Raw genomic sequence first — 18,201 nt, 5'->3', positions numbered from 1 at the left:
TCTTTATTTAAACACTGCAATTCCATCAGCCGCTTTCACCCCATGACCCTCAGGGAATACAAAGATTGGATTGATCTCGCATTCCAATAGGCGATCTTCCAAGCAGGCGACTAATTTTGAAAATTGCACAATTGCCTTCACCAAAGCATCCACATCACATTTTGGCCTACCGCGATAGCCGTCTAGCAAAGGCCAAGTCTTTAGTTGCTTGAGCATATCTAAAGCCTCTTGCTCATGAAATGCTTTACCCGGTGTAATCAGTCGCATATGAGTATCCTTGAACAGCTCTGCTGTCACACCACCCATACCAACTAAAATTGCAGTACCCAGAGGATCTCGGTGCATACCCACCATCATTTCAATTCCGCCAGAAGCCATTTCTTGTATTAAAAACTCTTCAATCACCACGCCAGACTTTGACTGCACCTCTTGAGCCATGTAATGAATCTTGCTTGCAATCTCGCCTGCAGGGACATTGATTGCAACACCCCCCACCTCAGTCTTATGCAGAATCTGGCCAGACAAAATCTTCAAAACCACTCTGCTACCAAGCTCACGAGCAATATCTACATTTGAGCTCTCAACCTTAAAAACCACCTCTTTCACGCTAGGAATAGCAAAGCTGCAGAATAAATTTTTAGCTTGATGCTCGTTCAATGATCCATGCAAGGAATCCACATCTATACCGATAGGCATGTCGGCGATAGATCCCTCTAATATCAGATGATTTTTTAATTTACTGGCATGCAACATGCTGGATAAAGCAACGCTACAACTTTCCGGTTGAGAAAACGCTGGCACACCAAGCTTGGTCATTAAAGCTCCGGCAATTGGTGCATGTGGACTAACATAAGCAATTACTGGCTTATTACTGGTCTGTATACAATCACGCACCGCACCCGCCATGAGATCAGGCATCGATAAGCTTGATGATCCCAGAATTAAAATGAGTGCATCATAAGTTGGGCTATCAAGCAGTGCACTGATAGCACCTCGCAATAAATCTGGCTGTAAACCTGCGAGAGTAACGTCGATTGGATTGCGATCCAGCACAGCCTGATCGCCAGGCTGTAGTGCACGCAAACGGGCTGCAGTAGCCTCATCTGGAGCAGGAGTGTCAAAGCCCCACTCCCCCAAGCTATCAGCCACCAAGGTGCCAGCCCCACCCGTGGAAGTCAAAATCGCAACGCGCTTTCCTTGCAAATCCCTTCCAGAAGCCAATGCTGCAGGAATGTCCAAGAAATCCGAAAATTTATTGGCGCGAATTATCCCAACTTGCTTAAATAAAGCGTCATACATTTTATCGGTGCCCGCAAGAGCGCCTGTATGAGAAACGGCCGCCTTAATCCCCGCTTCAGATTTGCCAACCTTGTAAACCACAATCGGTTTTCCAGCAGCTTTTGCCTTTAATGCCGCTGCTCTAAATTTTTCAGGGTGACGGATGCTTTCGATATAGAGCAATATCACTCTAGTGCTTGAATCATTGACTAGGTAGTTTACAAAATCTGCCAGACCGAGATCGGCCTCATTGCTGGTAGACACCAATTTAGATAATCCGATTCCAGAAGCGGTGGCGCGAGATAATAGAGAGCCCAGGATTCCACCACTTTGAGAAATAACACTCACCGATCCTTTAGGAAATTCATCCATCTCGAGAGCGCTACTGGGAGACAGCGGAATGTCATCGGTGATATTGACCATGCCAATCGTATTAGGTCCAAGAATGCGCATATTGCCAGCCGCAGCAATTAACTCCTCCTGCTTGCGAAGCCCCTCCGCCCCATGTTCAGCAAAACCACTCGTGAGCACAATCGCTACTGGGGTACCCAAGGCGGCAAGCTCCTTCACGGCACTCAGCGCTTTCTCTGTACCCACCATAATGATTGCTACATCGGGGGTTTGCGGTAATGAACCAATATCTGGATAACACTTAAGCCCTGAAATTTCCTCAACCCTGGGATTGACTGGATAAATCGTTCCCTTGAAATGATGTTTTTGCAAATAAGCAATTGGCCTTCCGGCTGTTTTTTTAGGGTCTGTTGAAGCACCAATCACCGCAATAGTTTGCGGCTTCATTAACTTCTCAATAGCATCTATCATGACTTGTCTTAACTCTGATTTTTTATATTCAATTTTTCTTTGCGGCGGCAGATTTTTCTAAAAATGCCATCACAGCTTCACGATGCTCTACGCTGGTATAGCAAATTCCCTGGGCTTGACTTCCTTGTGCAAATACCTGAGTCGCATTCGTTTCGAATGTTTGATTCAAAATTGTTTTCGCTAAAGCCAGGGCTGTAGCTGAGCCTTTACTCATTTCAGCTGCCCATGTTTGAGCTTCTGACAACAAAGTTTCGGATGACACTAGACGATCAACAATGCCAATTCGGACCGCTTCTTCAACATCTACTTTTCTGCCAGAAAAGATCAGTGCTTTCGCTATAGGCAAACCTACTCGCCTAGGTAAAAAATACATTCCCCCACCATCTGGAATAATTCCTCGATTGATATAGGACCAGGTGAAATTCGCATACTCAGAAGCAATGATGAAATCGCAGGCTAAAGCAGTATCCGCGCCCAAACCGGATGCCGCCCCATTAACGGCGGCGATAGTTGGCTTGGGCATCGTATGCAATAGCGAAACTGCATGGTGAACACGCTGTTGGCGATGCCATCCGTTAAATGCAATCTCTCCAGTAGGTGCCTGCATCCTCTTTTCCATTCCTGAGATATCACCGCCAGCACAAAAACCTTTGCCGTTACCGGTGAGCACCAGAGCGCGAATTGCCTTATCTGCCGCCACCATTTCCAATGCCTCGATGAATTCTGTGCGCATTTCATCGCTCATTGCATTGCGCTTGTCTGGTCTATTGAGATGGATGGTGGCGATGCCAGCTTGAATCTTCAATTCAATCAATTGAAATTGCATTAAGTATTCCTTTTTTATTTTTATTTAATCTGGAGCAATATTGGCAGCCTTAATGACAGCACGCCAACGCAACTCTTCTGCCTTCACAAATTTGCCAAATTCTTCTGGAGTGCCTGTTTTAATTACCAAGCCTTCACTTTCAACTCGACTCTTGAATGCTGTGGATTGAGCAGCTTTTTTGATAGAGGCATTTAACTTATTAATCACATCGGGCGGTGTTCCGGCAGGGGCGAAATAGCCATACCAACTACCCGCAGAGTAGCCTGGCACTCCACTCTCTGCAACCGTGGGTAACTTAGCTAATAACGGTGTCGGGGAGCGCGTAGGGGTTGTCACAGCAAGCGCCCGCAACTTTCCAGCCTCCACCAAACTCCCTACAGCCGAAGCAGTAGCAAACATGACATCCACCTGCCCACCAATCACATCCGTTAAAGCAGGGCCAGCACCCTTATATGGAACATGCGTTAACTTTGTACCAGCAATTGAATTAAATAACTCACCGGCCAAATGTGCAGATGTTCCTCCACCTTGAGATGCATAAGAAAGCTTTCCTGGATTTGCTTTTGCGGCAACTAGAAAATCTTGAAAAGTTTTATATGGGCTGTCAGCAGAAACCACAACGACGTTTGGAGAAACGCCCACCAAAATTACTGGTGCAAAGTCCTTATCTTGAGAATAGGGTAACTTGGCTTTTAGACTTGGATTGACTGCATGAGCTAAAGTAGCCACGACTAGTGAATAACCATCGGCTGGACTCTTGGCCAAAGCATCTGTTCCAATAATGGTGCTACCGCCTGGCTTATTGTCGATAACAATAGATTGACGAAGATCCTCAGCCATCGAAACACCCAAAGTTCTTGCTACCAAATCAGTGCCGCCGCCTGGCGCAAAAGGCACAATTACCTTAATGGGGCGATCCGGGTATTGCGCAACAGCTGAGCCCACACAAAAAAAGGTGGCTAAGCCTGCAATAAAGCTCGTAACTAGGCTTCGCTTAAATCCCAAAACTAGATAAATCACAGGCATCTCCAAGGATATTTTTATAGAAGTAATTGAGAATGAGTATGACGCAAATTATGCGCAAATTTATGTTCTAATTCCACTAGATGGAATTAAAACAATCTTCAGCCAAACTTAATCGCTCCCTCATTAGAGGGCTGGAAATTCTGCGCTGCTTCAAGCCAGGCGTCGATCTACTGGGCAACAGCGAAATAGCAGAGCGCACTAAATTACCACCCTCTACAGTGAGTAGGCTGACACAAACGCTAGTTCTCTCCGGCTTTTTAGAGCACAGCAAAAAAGACTCAGCCTATCGACTTGCTCCCACCACCCTGAGCCTAGGGCATGCCTACAAAACCGGCTCACAAGAAATTAAATTGGCTGCCCCATTGATGAGGAAGGCATCCGAAAAATACAAGCTCAATGTTGGTCTCGCTATTGCAGACCGAATGGAAATGGTCTACCTAGAATCTATTCGCTACACCAGAAATATTGCACTTAGAACAGTGGTGGCTGGGCAACGCGTACCAATTGAGCGCACCTCATTGGGCATGGCTTGGATTGCAACCTTAGAACCCACTAAACGCAAAGAATTTATCTCCGAAATCAAACGGCAAAAACTTAGCCATTGGGAGCAAATTGAAAAGGAGATCAATTTGGCAATTGAAAGTATTGAGGAAAAACAATACTGCATTGCTAATTGGTTACCCGATATATCCGCAATCTCCACCCCAATAAAATTATTAAACGGACAGCAAGCATCTTTAAATTTCAGCACGCCAGCTGATGGTCGCCTCAATAAAGTACTGGAAACATATTCACCTCATCTACTTGATTTAAAAGATATGATTGAGGCTGCCTTTAAATCTATTTGAAAAATTCATTCTATGAGCAAAAAAAATATCGCCACCGTTTATATCTGCGACGCTATTCGCACCCCAATAGGACGATATGGCGGATCACTCTCCAGTATTAGGACGGATGATCTAGGGGCTATTCCTATTAAAGCGCTGATGGAGCGCAACCCCCAAGTGAATTGGAATGAGGTAGATGATGTTATTTTCGGGTGCGCCAATCAAGCTGGCGAGGACAACCGAAATGTTGCGCGTATGAGCTCCCTATTGGCTGGTCTATCACCTAACGTACCTGGTGCAACTATCAATCGCCTTTGTGGCTCAGGAATGGATGCTGTTGGTACCGCAGCTCGAGCGATTGCCTCGGGAGAGGCCGATCTAATGATCGCAGGCGGTGTTGAAAGCATGAGTCGCGCACCTTTTGTGATGCCTAAAGCTGAATCAGCATTCTCACGCAATAACTCCATTCAAGATACGACTATTGGCTGGCGCTTTGTCAATCCGCTGATGAAACAAGCGTACGGAGTCGATTCCATGCCCGAAACAGCTGAGAATGTTGCCGACGACTTTAAGATCAATCGGATTGATCAAGATCGAATGGCTTTAGATAGCCAGAATAAAGCTGCTGCCGCTCAAGCAAACGGTCGCCTTGCCAAAGAAATTGTTCCGGTAACTATCCCCCAAAGAAAAGGGGATCCAATTGTCGTGAGTCAAGACGAGCACCCACGCGCAACTACCCTAGAGGCACTTACAAAACTTAAGCCTATTGTTAGAGCTGATGGCACAGTCACTGCAGGCAATGCATCCGGCGTCAATGATGGTGCTTGCGCATTGCTACTCGCCAGCGAAGATGCAGTAAAGAAATATCAACTTACGCCGCGCGCTAAAATTATTGGCATGGCAACTGCTGGAGTTCCTCCTCGCATTATGGGAATTGGTCCAGCACCCGCATCTCAAAAATTACTCAAGCGCCTTGGCTTATCTATCGACGAAATCGATGTCATCGAGCTTAATGAAGCATTTGCAGCTCAAGGGCTTGCAGTACTTCGCGAGCTTGGTGTCGCAGATAATGATCAGCGCGTCAATCCTAACGGAGGGGCCATTGCACTCGGGCACCCACTAGGAATGAGCGGTGCTCGTTTAATTACGAGCGCTGTTGTCGAGCTGGAAGAACAGCAAAAACGCTACGCCCTCTGCACTATGTGCATAGGAGTGGGCCAAGGCATCGCCATGGTAATTGAGAGAGCTGCCTAAGAGTGAATCACTCCACTTTCACCAAGCTTTGCAATCTCATCTGCACTAAAACCAAGCTCATTCAGTATTTGAGTAGAGTGTTCGCCTGATTTTGGAGGGCCGCTTCGAACGCCCAGCCGCCCTCCATTCATCATTAGCGGCAATAATGGGACCGCCGTATCAAGTCCAGCGTTCGGGCCGTCCGTTATCTGTATTGGCGCAAGCCCGCCAGTAGCAATCAAGTGTGGATCCTGGAATAGCTGTTCAGGCCTAGTGATTGGTGCGAATGGAAGGCCATGTTTCTCAAATATGGCACTAATCTGACTCGCTGAAAATCCAGAAAGTCTTTTTGTAATTTCTGGAATTAACGTTGGTCTTGCTGCTACACGCAGATTATTGCTAGCTAAACTAGCATCTTGATACAAATCATCAAATTGAAATGCATCGCAGAAAATTTTCCATTGCGTATCGGACACTACCGCTAAAAATATCTTCTCGCCATCAGCCACTTCAAATACATCATAGATTGCCCAAGCGGAAATTCGACTAGGCATGGGCTTGGCGGCGTTCCCTGTCACAGCGTACTGCATCATATGCTGCCCAACCAAGAAAATATTGTTTTCGAATAGAGAGCTTTGAACCTCCTGGCCAATACCCGTGAAATCACGTTGACGAAGTGCAGCCATCACACCAATCGCTCCAAAAATTCCACCCATAATGTCATTCACGGATGAGCCAGCTCTTAGAGGTCTATCCTCAGGCCCAGTCATATAGGCTAAGCCACCCATCATTTGCACAACCTCATCTAAAGCGGTTCGGTGATCGTACGGCCCAGGTAAAAATCCCTTATGCGAAACATAAATTAATTTGGGATGGATTTGACGCAGAGTTTCATAGTCTAGACCCATCTTGGCCATCGTTCCCGGTTTAAAGTTTTCACTCACTACATCAGCTGTAGCAATCAGTTTTTTTACTACCTCCATACCCTCTGGAGTTTTCATATTCACCGAAATACTTTTTTTATTGCGATTAAACATTGGGAAAAATCCGGCTCCAGATCCCAAAAGTCTTCGCGTCTTATCCCCATCAATAGGTTCAACTTTGATCACCTCCGCACCAAGATCTGCCAGTACCATGCCACAAGTTGGCCCCATAACCATATGAGTAAATTCAATTACCCGAATTCCGGCATATGGCAGTGAATTCCGCTGACTCATCAGATGCTTCCTTTTTTAGAAAAACCTTTTGGCAAACCAGCCTCAGGAACCATTCCATAAATAGCCTCACCAGGCAATCCCAATCGAAGCACTTCCCTAGCTTCAAAAAGTTTCTCTAGACTGACTCCCGTATTTACTCCCATTGCCTCAAACATAAACACAAGATCTTCAGTTACTACATTTCCAGATGCGCCCGGGGCATAAGGGCAACCACCCAATCCACCCATAGAAGAATCAAACGACCTCACACCCTCCTCATATGCAGCTAGGCAGTTTGCCAAACCCAGACCACGCGTATTGTGCAAATGGGCCGCACCCGCTTTATTACCAATTGCATTGCGCAATCTCTTAAACAATCTCTTAATTTGAGCAGGATTGGCATAGCCGGTGGTATCAGATAGGCCCGCTTCATCAACCCCAACCTCAATCACTTGTTCAGCAAGCCAAATAACTTCATCCTCAGGAACCATCCCCTGAAGGGTGCATCCAAATGCTGTTGCAATCCCTACCTCAACCTGCACCAACGGAGCATGTGCATTTCTAAATCCTATAATTTTTTTCAGCTCTTCAATCATCTCCTCCCGCGTTTTGCGTACATTTGCCAAGGAATGGGCCGCACTTGCAGAAACAGGAATGGTGATCTTGTCTACACCTGCTTGAATAGCTGCTTCAGCACCTTTTAAATTAGGCACAAGCGCGAGAACTGTTAAATCAGGAAATGTTTTGGCATAGCGGACCACATCGGCTGCATCAGCCATTTGTGGCAATAATTTTGCTGGCACAAAAGATGCAACTTCGATTTCGCGGATACCGGATTGATACAAGGCATTAATCCAGAGCTCTTTATTGGCTGTTGGCATGATCGATTGAATAGATTGCAAACCATCGCGCGGTCCAACCTCGCTAATCAAAACTTCAATTGACGCGTTGCTCATGATGTTCTATCCTATGGAATATAGTTCTATAGTTAATATTTAACCACAGTTCAGAGCAATCACGCATGCCAAAGAAATCAAATAAAACGGATCAAGAAAATATCTCCCTCGCGGAGGGCGGCGTAGCCTCAGTAGACAAGGCACTCACTATTCTTCGGCTGTTTACCCCAGTGCATCCAGAGCTCACTCTGATTGAGATATCGGCAGCTACTGGCTTATATAAAAGCTCGATCTTAAGAATGCTGGCATCCCTAGAAAATGCGGGTCTAGTCATCAAAAAAATGGATGGTAAATACATCCTAGGTCCGTCAGTGGCCACTCTAAATAGTGCCTACCAAGCAAATGTCTCACTTGAAACTATTGCAATGCCTATTCTGAAGGCTCTCATGGAAGCTACCAATGAGAGCGCTGCATTCCACGTAAGACACGGAGAGGATCGTCTATGCCTATTAAGAGTAGACTCAAATCAAGCACTGAGAGATCACATTAAACCTGGTGACTTGCTGCCACTTGATAAAGGAGCTGGTGGCAAGGTACTTATGGCATTTGAGGGCGCTACTGGAAAATTATTCGCACAAATCCGGACTGAAATGGTGCTAGCAATATCGGGTGATAGAGTAAAAGAAATAGCGGGAATATCCGCACCCGTCTTTAACAGCCAGGGTCTAATGGGGGTGATTACCCTCACAATGCCCACCTATCGCCTGCAAGAGAAGCAGAAAAAAATCGTCAGGGAGAGCGCTAAAAAGATGACTGAATTACTAGGCGGGACTTTTAAGCAATAATAAGACGATGAGAGCATACCTAGAGCGCATCATTGGTCAAGAAGGGTGGTTATCGCCACTTCGCTTTGATACATTTCGTGCACTCTGGTTCACCTGGTTAATTGCCAATATATGCATGTGGATGAATGATGTGGCCGCCGCATGGACTATGACTTCGCTCACCACCTCAACTACGCTGATCGCATTGGTACAAACCGCATCCAGCCTTCCCGTTCTTCTACTGGGAGTACCTAGTGGCGCACTGGCCGACATCATTAATCGAAAACATTATTTTCTCTTTACACAAATCTGGCTTGCGATCAACGCGACCGCTTTAATGTTATTTATTGCAGTTGGGACCCTTGGCCCATACACCCTTCTATTTCTCACATTCACCAATGGCATTGGTCTTGCAATGCGCTGGCCAATCTTTTCGGCCGTAGTCCCCGATCTCGTTCCCAAAGAGTCACTACAGCCCGCTCTGGCGCTCAATGCCATCGCCATGAATACCTCCAGAATTGTTGGCCCATTGGCAGCAGGAACCATTATTGCGCTTGCTGGTAGTCAATATGTCTTTGCCCTCAATATGGTGCTATCGCTTATTACCACCGCGATTGTCATGCGTTGGCAGTATCAAAATTATGTGCCCGCATTGCCAGGCGAACGTTTTATTGGCGCAATGCGAGTTGGCATGCAGCATGTATGGCAATCCAACCGGATGCGCATCATTATTGTTAGAGCGTTTTTATTCTTTTTGCAATCGACTGGCCTCATTGCGTTACTGCCAGTGATTGCAAAAGATCATTTTGAAGGCGGGGCAAATACATTCACCCTGCTACTCTCCTGCCTGGGGCTTGGCGCCATCATTGCAGGCTCTCAACTTCCACATATCAGAAAACGCATTAAATCTAGCGACCTGATTAACTATGGCGTAACCGTTTTATGCATTGCTTGTGCAGGAGTCGTGCTTGCTCCCAATCTTTGGGTTGCTTCTCCACTTATGATGGTGTGCGGAATGGCATGGATTTCTGTTGCAAACTCCCTCACAACGGCTGCCCAGGTCACCCTTCCCAGCTGGGTTAGAGCCCGAGGAATGTCTATTTACCAAATGAGTTTAATGGGCGGTAGCGCCCTAGGGGCTGGTCTTTGGGGAAAAATTGCTAGCGAACTCGACGTTACATCCAGCATCTTGATTAGCTCCGCCTTTGGCTTAATCAGTCTTTTCCTTATTCGTAAATTTCGCATCGACAATCACGCTGTCGAAGACCTCACTCCAGTATGTCCCCTAGAAAGACCGCACCCCACCCAGGATATTGAACTGCATGCCGGCCCTGTTTTGATCTCAATCGAATACTGCATTCATCATGACCATCTTGAAGATTTCAGAAAGATTATGGGTAAGACCAGAAAATCTCGATTAAGACAAGGTGCATTGTCATGGAGTCTATTTGAGGATGCAGAACACACGGGCAAGTTTGTTGAAAATTTTGTTTTTGAAACCTGGGCTGATTATCTTCGAAGATTTGATCGCTTTACTGCGGAAGATCTTGCAATGCAAGAGGAACGGCATCGTCACCACCTAGACTCTCATCCACCCAAAGTAATTAGAAGAATCGCCTCGCGACTCAAAGAGTAATTTCCACAGCATTTGCCATGCTATCGGACTAGAATGGCCATTATGGCAAGCAATCATTTAGGTCTTAACTCTACTGAAGTTAAAAAGCTCCAAGAGCTTCATGGCTTTAATGAATTGCCATCAGGGGATCGCCACACTTTCCTTCGGTCATTATTTAAAGTGCTCACTGAACCCATGTTTGGGCTTCTATTGATTGCTGGGGGTATCTATCTCGTTATAGGTAGCGTCGAAGATGCTCTCATCCTACTTGGCTTTATCGCCATCTCGATCACCATCACCCTGTATCAACAGAGAAAAAGTGAAAAAGCCATTGATGCACTAAAAGATCTCTCTAGCCCAAGAGCATTGGTCATTCGTAACGGTATAAAACAACGTATTGCTGGCAGAGAAGTAGTGGTCGGTGATCTCCTAATTCTAGAAGAGGGTAGTCGGATTGCAGCAGATGCTCGGCTTCTAGAGGCGCATGATTTGCTAGTTGATGAATCCCTCCTTACAGGAGAATCTGTTCCAGTTGATAAGTTAAATGGTCAATTGATCTACTCAGGATGTCTTGTGCTGAGAGGTGGAGCAACAGCAGTCGTTGAGGCAATCGGCCTTCAGACAGAGCTTGGAAAAATTGGTAAAAGTCTTGGAGAGATAGAGGAAGCGGAAAGCCCACTTCAACAAGACATTGCCACCCTAATCAAACAATATGCGATATATGGCCTTGTACTCTCAATCATTGTCTTTTTGATATACGGTCTCCTATATAAAAACTGGCTCCAAGGTGCGCTCTCCGGAATTAGTCTGACGATGGCACTCCTCCCCGAAGAATTTACAGTCATTCTGACAGTATTTATGGCGCTTGGGGTTTGGCGCATCTCTCGTCAACAAGTATTAACCCGTCATGCACCAGTCATTGAGACTTTAGGTAGCATCAATACGCTTTGCGTTGATAAAACAGGTACGCTCACGATTAACAAAATGACCCTCCAAGGTCTAGCAACGCCCCATGAGATTCTCGACTTAGGGGATGGGATGCAAACTTTAAATTTCGCGCAGACCCAACTACTAAGTTATGCGGTTTTGGCCAGTGAAATTGAGCCATTTGATCCCATGGAGAAGGCGTTTCATGAAAGCCTGTCATCTCTCCATAAAAACCATCAAGCAGATTATGCGAACCATGTGTTAGCTCATGAATACCCCTTAAGCCCTGATTTTCCAGCCATGGCACACCTATGGAGAACCACAGATTCATCGCTCGATTATGTGGTGGCAATTAAAGGATCTCCAGAGGCGGTAATGTCTCTGTGCAAGCTCAATAACCAAGAAAAGGCGAGCATCGAAGAGCAAATTAACGCAATGGCATCAGGAGGCATGCGCCTACTTGGAGTCGGACGAGCAAACTACCGAAAAAATACAGACTCATGGCCAAGCACTATTCATGAATTTGAATATGAGTGGCTTGGGCTAGTTGGACTTAAAGATCCATTGCGATCCGAAGTACCATCCGCAGTCAAGCAATGTCAAGATGCTGGCATCCGAGTCATCATGATTACGGGCGATCACGCCGTGACAGCCCAAGCCATTGCAAGGCAAGCCGGGATCAAAACTCATCGAGTTTTATCCGGTCAAGAAATTAATCAACTGAGCAATGAAGATCTTAGGGACATAGTCCAAGATGTATCTGTATTTGTTCGCATAAAGCCCGAGCAAAAACTAAGACTCGTAAAGGCGCTTCAAGAAAATAATGAAATTGTTGCGATGACTGGCGATGGCATTAATGATGCACCAGCTCTAAAAGCCGCTCACGTTGGAATTGCCATGGGGCAACGGGGTACGGATGTAGCTCGTGAAGCCTCTTCCTTGGTATTACTTAATGATGATTTCTCCTCAATCGTCAACGCTATTAGACAAGGTCGTCAAATTTATGACAATCTCCAAAAAGCAATTATTTATGTCATAGCCGTGCATATTCCAATAGCGGGAGCAGTTTTCATTCCCCTGATTTTTGGCGCACCACCAATGCTTTCACCAATTCATATTTTGTTCTTGGAAATGATTATTGATCCAACTTGCGCCATTGTCTTTGAGATGGAATCTCCGGAGATGAATCTCATGCACCGACCTCCCCGCGATCCAAAGCAGAAGATTTTCGCACTCAACAATGTGTCTTTGGCAATCATTCAAGGAATTGGCCTTATGGCAATTACCGTTGGACTGTATCTCGCTCTCTTATATCTTAGCTACCCTCAAAATTTCGCCATCACCACCTCCTTCGGAAGTTTGGTACTGGGTAATTTATTGCTTATCATTATTAGCCGCTCAAAGCGAGAGCACATCATCACCATCCTCAAAAAATCCAATCCTTCTCAAAAATGGATTATTGGCGTGACTAGCATCTCATTTATGGGGCTGATTTTTATTCCATTCCTCAGGGAAAGGTTTGATTTTTCCGTAATCGATGCGAAAGGTGCCACCCTCATATTAGCAGCTGGATTTGCCAGCCTTTTATGGTGTGAACTCACTAAATTCGGCTTTAAGAAATATCAAGCTATCTGAAATTGAAGCGCTGCTTGGTAAGAATTAAGAAGGCTCTTTTCTGCTGGCAAGGTATTTCACGCCTTGTTCACCATAGCTTTCAGAATGACTTTGATTGCATGACAAGTGAAATACATCGCCGACTGAGTAGCTCTTTTGAATTCCGTCAATCGCAATATCAATTTGGCCGTGAGTTACTAAGGCCTTTACTTCAAATGGATGGGTGTGCTCACCTAAAGAACCATGCGGCTCCCACTCTACTAGAACTGGTTCTGGGTAGCCCTTATTTGCTAGCATTTGAAGAAATTCACTACGATTCACTCAATACCCTTTAAATCAGCTCGCTAATTTCAATCAAATTTTGATCGGGATCTCTGACGTATACCGAATTAATTTTAGAAACAGCGCCAGTTCTGACTACAGGGCCTTCGATAATCGGCCAATTAACTTCTTTTAGCTTATGAATCACCTCTTCCAATGGTCGATCAGCAATAAAACAGAGGTCAAGAGAGCCTGGGGTTGGCATGTCCGCCTTGGGCTCGAACTCCTTCCCCTTAATATGGAGATTGATTTTCTGAATACCAAACTGAAATGCCTTGCGCTCAACTGGCGGCGTCCCGCCGATAAAAATATCTAACTTCATCCCCAGAACACGAGTATAAAAATCAATGCATGCCGACTCATTGCTAGTAGTTAAAACCAAATGATCTAAACGCTCGATCATGATGTCTCTCTTAATTGAGCCACATAATCTGGAGCTGGATGTAAGTCACAAGTGCTACCCGCTTTGGCAACCTGCCCAGGTACAGCATGGCCGACAATCAAGGGTAATTCGCGCGCCAAACCAATGAGCCTTGGAATATCTATTCCAGTGTCATACCCCATAGCATCGAGCATATGAATAGCATCTTCACTGGAAATATTTCCGCTAGCGCCGGGAGCGTAAGGACAGCCGCCCAAGCCGCCCAAGGAGCCATCAAATCGAACAATGCCAGATTGCACGGCAGCTAGCACATTAGCCAAACCCATTCCCCTGGTGTTATGAAAATGGAAAGTTAACTGCAAATCAGAAAATTTCTGTTGCAAAGCAATCGCCATCTTTGCGACCTGGATGGGATTGGCCATGCCAGTCGTGTCACAAATCGTCAAACCCCTCACTCCGAGATCCGCAAAGCGCTGTGCAAAACCCTCCACGACCGCTTGAGGGACATCTCCCTCCATGGGGCATCCAAAACAAGTTGATAGCGAAACGTTAATAGGAGTTTTACCGTCAACATACCTAATTACTTCAGCTAGACCCGAAAAGCTTTTCTCTCTACCCATTCTGAGATTGGCCAAATTATGGGTTTCTGAAGTTGACATCACTAGATTGAACTCATCAGCCTTAGATTCAAAAGCGCGCTCTGCGCCTCTTAAATTTGGTACCAAGACGGTGTACTCAACCCCAGGGAATCGCTTAATGCGCCCCATCACCTCTTCAGCATCCCGCAGCATTGGAATTGCCTTGGGCGACGTAAATGAGGTCACCTCAATTTTTGCAAACCCACATTGACTTAGCTCATCAATTAGTTTGACTTTATCATCTGTCGGAATGAAGTTAGGCTCAATCTGAAAGCCATCTCGCGTTACAACATCATTAAAATATATTCTGGTCATGATTAATTTATTTATTGTTTAGTAAACGCAATACCGCGCTCTTTTAAGGATGCCACTTGCGCATCAGTCAAGCCAATACTACGCAGGATATCGTCAGTATTCTCGCCAATATCAGGTGCCAAGGTCTTAATGGAGCCTGGAGTTCGCGAAAGCTTTGGAATGACGCCAGGTACATCTAAGCTAGTGCCATCATGCATTTGAATTGTTTGAATATTGCCGCGCGCTTTGTAATGCGGGTCATTTGCGATATCTGCAACGGTATATATTTTTCCTGCGGGCACAGCAACTGAATCCAATAACTTTAGAGCAGCATCAGTAGTAATAGTTTTCGCCCATTCACCAATGGCCAGATCCAATTCAGCAACTCGCCTTGCTCGACCATCATTATTAGCAAGCTCCGGGTCGTTCGCTAAATCTTTGCGACCAATCATTCCCATGAGTCGCTTGAAGATACTATCCCCATTGCCGGCCACCAATACATAGCCTCCATCTGCGCAAAGATACGCATTGCTTGGAGCAATCCCTGGTAATGCACTACCAGCCGCCTGCCTAACTTCTCCGAAAGCACTAAATTCAGGGAGCAAACTTTCCATGCAATTAAATACTGCCTCATACAAAGCGATATCAATGACTTGACCCTTACCGCTCTGGTGGCGCTCTTGTAGTGCCAATAAAATGCCAATGACTCCATGAAGGGATGCTAGGGTATCACCAATACTCACACCCACGCGAACCGGAACTCTTCCAGGCTCCGCAGTTAAATGTCGCAACCCTCCCATTGCTTCAGCTACGACACCAAAGCCAGGCTTATCTCGATATGGGCCGGTTTGACCATAGCCACTAATTCTTAAAACAATCAGCTTGGGGTTGAGCCCTAAGAGATGCTCGGGATCAAGCCCCCATCCCTCCAATGTGCCAGGACGAAAATTCTCAATAAGTATGTCCGCTTCAGAAATGAGTGTTTTCACAATTTCTTGAGCTTCCGCCTCTTTTAAATCCAAAGAAAGGGAGCGCTTATTACGGGACTGCACTTGCCACCAAACCGAAGTGCCATCTTTTAGTAGGCGCCATTTGCGCAGAGCATCGCCAACTTTAGGGGGCTCAATCTTAATGACATCTGCGCCAAAATCAGCCAGAGTTTTCGCGGCAAATGGACCTGCAATTAACTGCCCCATCTCGACGACTTTTAGATTGGATAACGGCTCCATTTGATTCCTTTAAATAAGTTTTCCTAAAGTTACCCTTTTTCAGACTCCTTGAGAATTGCTATGACATTACCAAGCCTTCTCATTTTGCGAAGGCTTCGATAGAATATAAGGCATGAATCCCTCAATTAACCCTGCCCGAATCGACTTTGTCACCCTAAAACTCTTTTGCGCCGTTGCCCAAACAGGAAGCATCACTAAAGGTGCGAGTGAATGTAGTCTCGCCCTATCGGCCGCCAGCAGAAGAATTTCAGAGCTTGAAGAAACCGTTGGAATCAGTCTTTTGGATCGATCCGCCAGAGGCGTAAGCCTCACTCAGGCAGGTCACGCTGTCATGCAGCATGCGCTTCGCCTATTTCAAGGATTTGAGCAATTTAGCAATGAACTGGGTGAATACTCCAAGGGAGTCAAAGGTCATGCGCGGCTTTGGGCGAACATGTCCGCCCTCACGGAATTTTTACCATCGGCACTAGCGCTTTTTTTAAAAGAAAATCCTGAAATTCAAATTGAAGTTGAAGAACAAATCAGCGGGGATATTGTGAGAGCGCTGCTAGATGGCATTGCCGATATTGGCGTATTTGCAGAAGGCTCACCCACTGCTGGTTTAGAAACACAAATCATTGGCAATGACGAGCTTGTGATTGCCTGTAGCAAGTACCACCCACTAAGCAAAAAGAAAAATATTACCTTTGAAGAGTGCTTGGATTACGACTTTGTTGGCCTCAACAGAGGAAGCTCTTTGCTAGAGCTCACCTCTAGAAGTGCGGAAAAGCTTGGTAGGCAAATGCGTTTACGTATTCAGGTTCGTAGCTATGACGCTATGTGTCAAATGATCGCCGTGAATTTAGGCATCGGCGTATTGCCTCTTCAAGCTTGCTTAGCTCAAATCCAGGCAATGAATCTTGAAGTGGTCAAATTAAAAGATGTCTGGGCACAAAGAAAACTTTTACTAGCCATCAAGATTGGGGCAAATCTTTCGCCGTCAGCCAATTTACTGCGTGAACACTTACTCAAGCAGTGCTCAACATCATTAGTGAAAAATTAAACAACACCCAAGGCTTGATATGACTCGATAAGCTCCATCGGGTATCCTAATCCCGTTAGTATGGAGATCGTATCCTCACCAATTCGAGGTGGCGGCTTACGCAACCTTGGTCCATCGGACTGGAATTGAAAAGCAGCTTTAGGCAAACGAATATCTCGGTCAAGACCGCATTCACTCTTAGAAAATACACCAAAAAATTCACGATTTTTTGTCTGCTCAGTTTCCATCACTTCAGGGATGCTGAGTACTTTAGCGGCCGGCACTCCAGCCTGATTAATGACAGGCTCCCAATAAGCGGCTGATTTAGTCAGCAAAGCCTCCTGAATAGCATTGCGCAAAATTTGCGTATGGTTTCTTCTGCTTGCTGAATCCTTAAACCGCTCATCCCCAAGAAGATCTTGTAACCCTATTGCTTTTATCAGATTAATGAATTGATGCTGCTCATTGATGGCAATGGCCAACAGTCCATCAGCCGTTTGAAAAGTCGTGGAGGCTGGAGAGCGGCTAGGAGCTTCATTCCCCCGCAATCCAGGAGGATTGCCGGTATTAACATAGGTCGTCAGGATGCTAGACATTAATGCCATACAACTATCAAACATAGAAATATCAATATGCTGACCCAAGCCACTTCGCGACCTCTGAAATAGAGCGGCAGAAATTGCATACGCCCCAGCCATACCCATCGCATAATCGACCACCGGAGGGCCTGACTTTAAAGGACCACTCTCTACCGTACCTGTAATACTCATAAATCCCGCAGCAGCTTGTATCACGCTATCGTAAGCGGGATATCGGGCTTTTGGGCCGGTTTGGCCATAACCCGTCATTGAGCAATAAATGATATCGGGCTTAACCTTGCGTACATCTTCATAGCCAATATTTCTTTTGGCCATGGAACCGGTTCTCAGATTTTCAACAATCACGTCAGCAGTAGATGCTAGCTTTAGAAAAATCTCCTGGCCTTGCTTGCTATCTAAATTTAATGTCAGAGAGCTTTTATTGGCACCCTGGGTCAAGAAGGATGGAGACATTCCAATATCACCAAGCTTCGCATCACCCTCAGAGCGCCAACGAGTAGACTCACCCTTGGTCACTGGCTCGATCTTGATGACCTCGGCACCCAATAGCGCGAGTTGATAGGAAGCATAAGGTCCAGCCAAAACTCGTGTTATATCAAGAACTTTAATTCCATCAAATGCCTGCATTTGCTA

The 18,201-nt window shown here is 45.8% G+C and carries 16 protein-coding genes; 6 read left to right on the top strand and 10 right to left on the bottom strand.

Annotated elements, in window-relative coordinates; all coding sequences use genetic code 11:
- Positions 1-3: 3 nt before the first annotated feature.
- The 3 genes from AOB49_RS10670 to AOB49_RS10660 are packed head-to-tail and all read right to left on the bottom strand — an operon-like array spanning position 4 to position 3,943.
- A complete protein-coding gene (locus AOB49_RS10670; protein ID WP_245640673.1) occupies positions 4-2,076 on the bottom strand; it encodes an acetate--CoA ligase family protein in 2,073 nt (690 codons plus the stop codon).
- Between the two features lie 52 nt (positions 2,077-2,128).
- The gene (locus AOB49_RS10665; protein ID WP_062310919.1) at positions 2,129-2,926 is read right to left on the bottom strand and encodes an enoyl-CoA hydratase/isomerase family protein; all 798 of its coding nucleotides are present in this window, start codon (positions 2,924-2,926) and stop codon (positions 2,129-2,131) included.
- A 24-nt stretch (positions 2,927-2,950) separates the two neighbouring features.
- Positions 2,951-3,943, bottom strand: a complete 993-nt coding sequence (locus AOB49_RS10660) for a tripartite tricarboxylate transporter substrate binding protein (RefSeq protein WP_407070236.1) — start codon at positions 3,941-3,943, stop codon at positions 2,951-2,953.
- A gap of 89 nt (positions 3,944-4,032) precedes the next feature.
- Between AOB49_RS10660 and AOB49_RS10655 the strand changes: the two genes are divergently transcribed.
- Together AOB49_RS10655 and pcaF are read left to right on the top strand one after the other, a co-directional pair.
- Positions 4,033-4,800, top strand: a complete 768-nt coding sequence (locus tag AOB49_RS10655; RefSeq protein WP_062310915.1) for an IclR family transcriptional regulator — start codon at positions 4,033-4,035, stop codon at positions 4,798-4,800.
- A 12-nt stretch (positions 4,801-4,812) separates the two neighbouring features.
- Positions 4,813-6,033 carry a 3-oxoadipyl-CoA thiolase gene (gene pcaF / locus AOB49_RS10650; protein WP_062310914.1) on the top strand — a complete coding sequence of 407 codons (1,221 nt, stop codon included), beginning with the start codon at positions 4,813-4,815 and terminating at the stop codon, positions 6,031-6,033.
- Here pcaF and AOB49_RS10645 read toward each other — a convergent pair.
- Both AOB49_RS10645 and AOB49_RS10640 read right to left on the bottom strand, forming a co-directional pair.
- Positions 6,030-7,229, bottom strand: a complete 1,200-nt coding sequence (locus AOB49_RS10645; RefSeq protein WP_062310913.1) for a CaiB/BaiF CoA transferase family protein — start codon at positions 7,227-7,229, stop codon at positions 6,030-6,032. The genes pcaF and AOB49_RS10645 overlap by 4 nt on opposite strands.
- Positions 7,229-8,164, bottom strand: coding sequence for a hydroxymethylglutaryl-CoA lyase (locus tag AOB49_RS10640; RefSeq protein ID WP_062310912.1), 936 nt, complete (start codon positions 8,162-8,164; stop codon positions 7,229-7,231). The genes AOB49_RS10645 and AOB49_RS10640 overlap by 1 nt, the downstream gene beginning before the upstream one ends.
- 65 nt (positions 8,165-8,229) lie before the next feature.
- Here AOB49_RS10640 and AOB49_RS10635 point away from each other — a divergent pair, with 65 nt between their 5' ends.
- Genes AOB49_RS10635 through AOB49_RS10625 form a run of 3 tightly spaced genes read left to right on the top strand, consistent with a single transcriptional unit; the run spans position 8,230 to position 13,105 of the window.
- A complete protein-coding gene (locus tag AOB49_RS10635) occupies positions 8,230-8,949 on the top strand; it encodes an IclR family transcriptional regulator (protein ID WP_062310911.1) in 720 nt (239 codons plus the stop codon).
- 7 nt (positions 8,950-8,956) lie between these two features.
- Positions 8,957-10,564, top strand: coding sequence for an MFS transporter (locus AOB49_RS10630; RefSeq protein ID WP_062310909.1), 1,608 nt, complete (start codon positions 8,957-8,959; stop codon positions 10,562-10,564).
- 42 nt (positions 10,565-10,606) lie between these two features.
- Complete coding sequence (locus tag AOB49_RS10625; RefSeq protein WP_062311325.1) at positions 10,607-13,105, top strand: cation-translocating P-type ATPase; 2,499 nt, start codon at positions 10,607-10,609, stop codon at positions 13,103-13,105.
- A gap of 24 nt (positions 13,106-13,129) precedes the next feature.
- On the opposite strand, the gene AOB49_RS10620 is transcribed toward AOB49_RS10625, so the two are convergent.
- The 4 genes from AOB49_RS10620 to AOB49_RS10605 are packed head-to-tail and all read right to left on the bottom strand — an operon-like array spanning position 13,130 to position 15,948.
- Positions 13,130-13,405, bottom strand: coding sequence for a cupin domain-containing protein (locus AOB49_RS10620; RefSeq protein ID WP_062310907.1), 276 nt, complete (start codon positions 13,403-13,405; stop codon positions 13,130-13,132).
- Positions 13,406-13,415: 10 nt separating this feature from the next.
- Positions 13,416-13,808, bottom strand: coding sequence for a VOC family protein (locus AOB49_RS10615; protein ID WP_062310905.1), 393 nt, complete (start codon positions 13,806-13,808; stop codon positions 13,416-13,418).
- Positions 13,805-14,740, bottom strand: a complete 936-nt coding sequence (locus AOB49_RS10610; RefSeq protein ID WP_062310903.1) for a hydroxymethylglutaryl-CoA lyase — start codon at positions 14,738-14,740, stop codon at positions 13,805-13,807. The genes AOB49_RS10615 and AOB49_RS10610 overlap by 4 nt, the downstream gene beginning before the upstream one ends.
- Before the next feature lie 11 nt (positions 14,741-14,751).
- On the bottom strand, positions 14,752-15,948 hold the full coding sequence (locus AOB49_RS10605) for a CaiB/BaiF CoA transferase family protein (RefSeq protein ID WP_062310901.1): 1,197 nt from the start codon (positions 15,946-15,948) through the stop codon (positions 14,752-14,754).
- A 112-nt stretch (positions 15,949-16,060) separates the two neighbouring features.
- On the opposite strand from AOB49_RS10605, the gene AOB49_RS10600 reads away from it, so the two are divergent.
- Positions 16,061-16,990: a LysR family transcriptional regulator gene (locus AOB49_RS10600; protein WP_062310899.1), complete on the top strand. Its 930-nt coding sequence runs from the start codon at positions 16,061-16,063 to the stop codon at positions 16,988-16,990.
- Here the strand turns inward: AOB49_RS10600 and AOB49_RS10595 are convergent.
- On the bottom strand, positions 16,987-18,195 hold the full coding sequence (locus AOB49_RS10595) for a CaiB/BaiF CoA transferase family protein (RefSeq protein ID WP_062310897.1): 1,209 nt from the start codon (positions 18,193-18,195) through the stop codon (positions 16,987-16,989). The genes AOB49_RS10600 and AOB49_RS10595 overlap by 4 nt on opposite strands.
- Positions 18,196-18,201: the final 6 nt, after the last annotated feature.

Origin of the sequence: Polynucleobacter sinensis (assembly GCF_001595985.1) — a bacterium.
In the GTDB taxonomy this organism is placed as follows: Bacteria; Pseudomonadota; Gammaproteobacteria; order Burkholderiales; family Burkholderiaceae; genus Polynucleobacter; species Polynucleobacter sinensis.
Note: the sequence above shows the minus strand (reverse complement) of the source record. Positions and strands in the feature narration are given on the sequence as shown.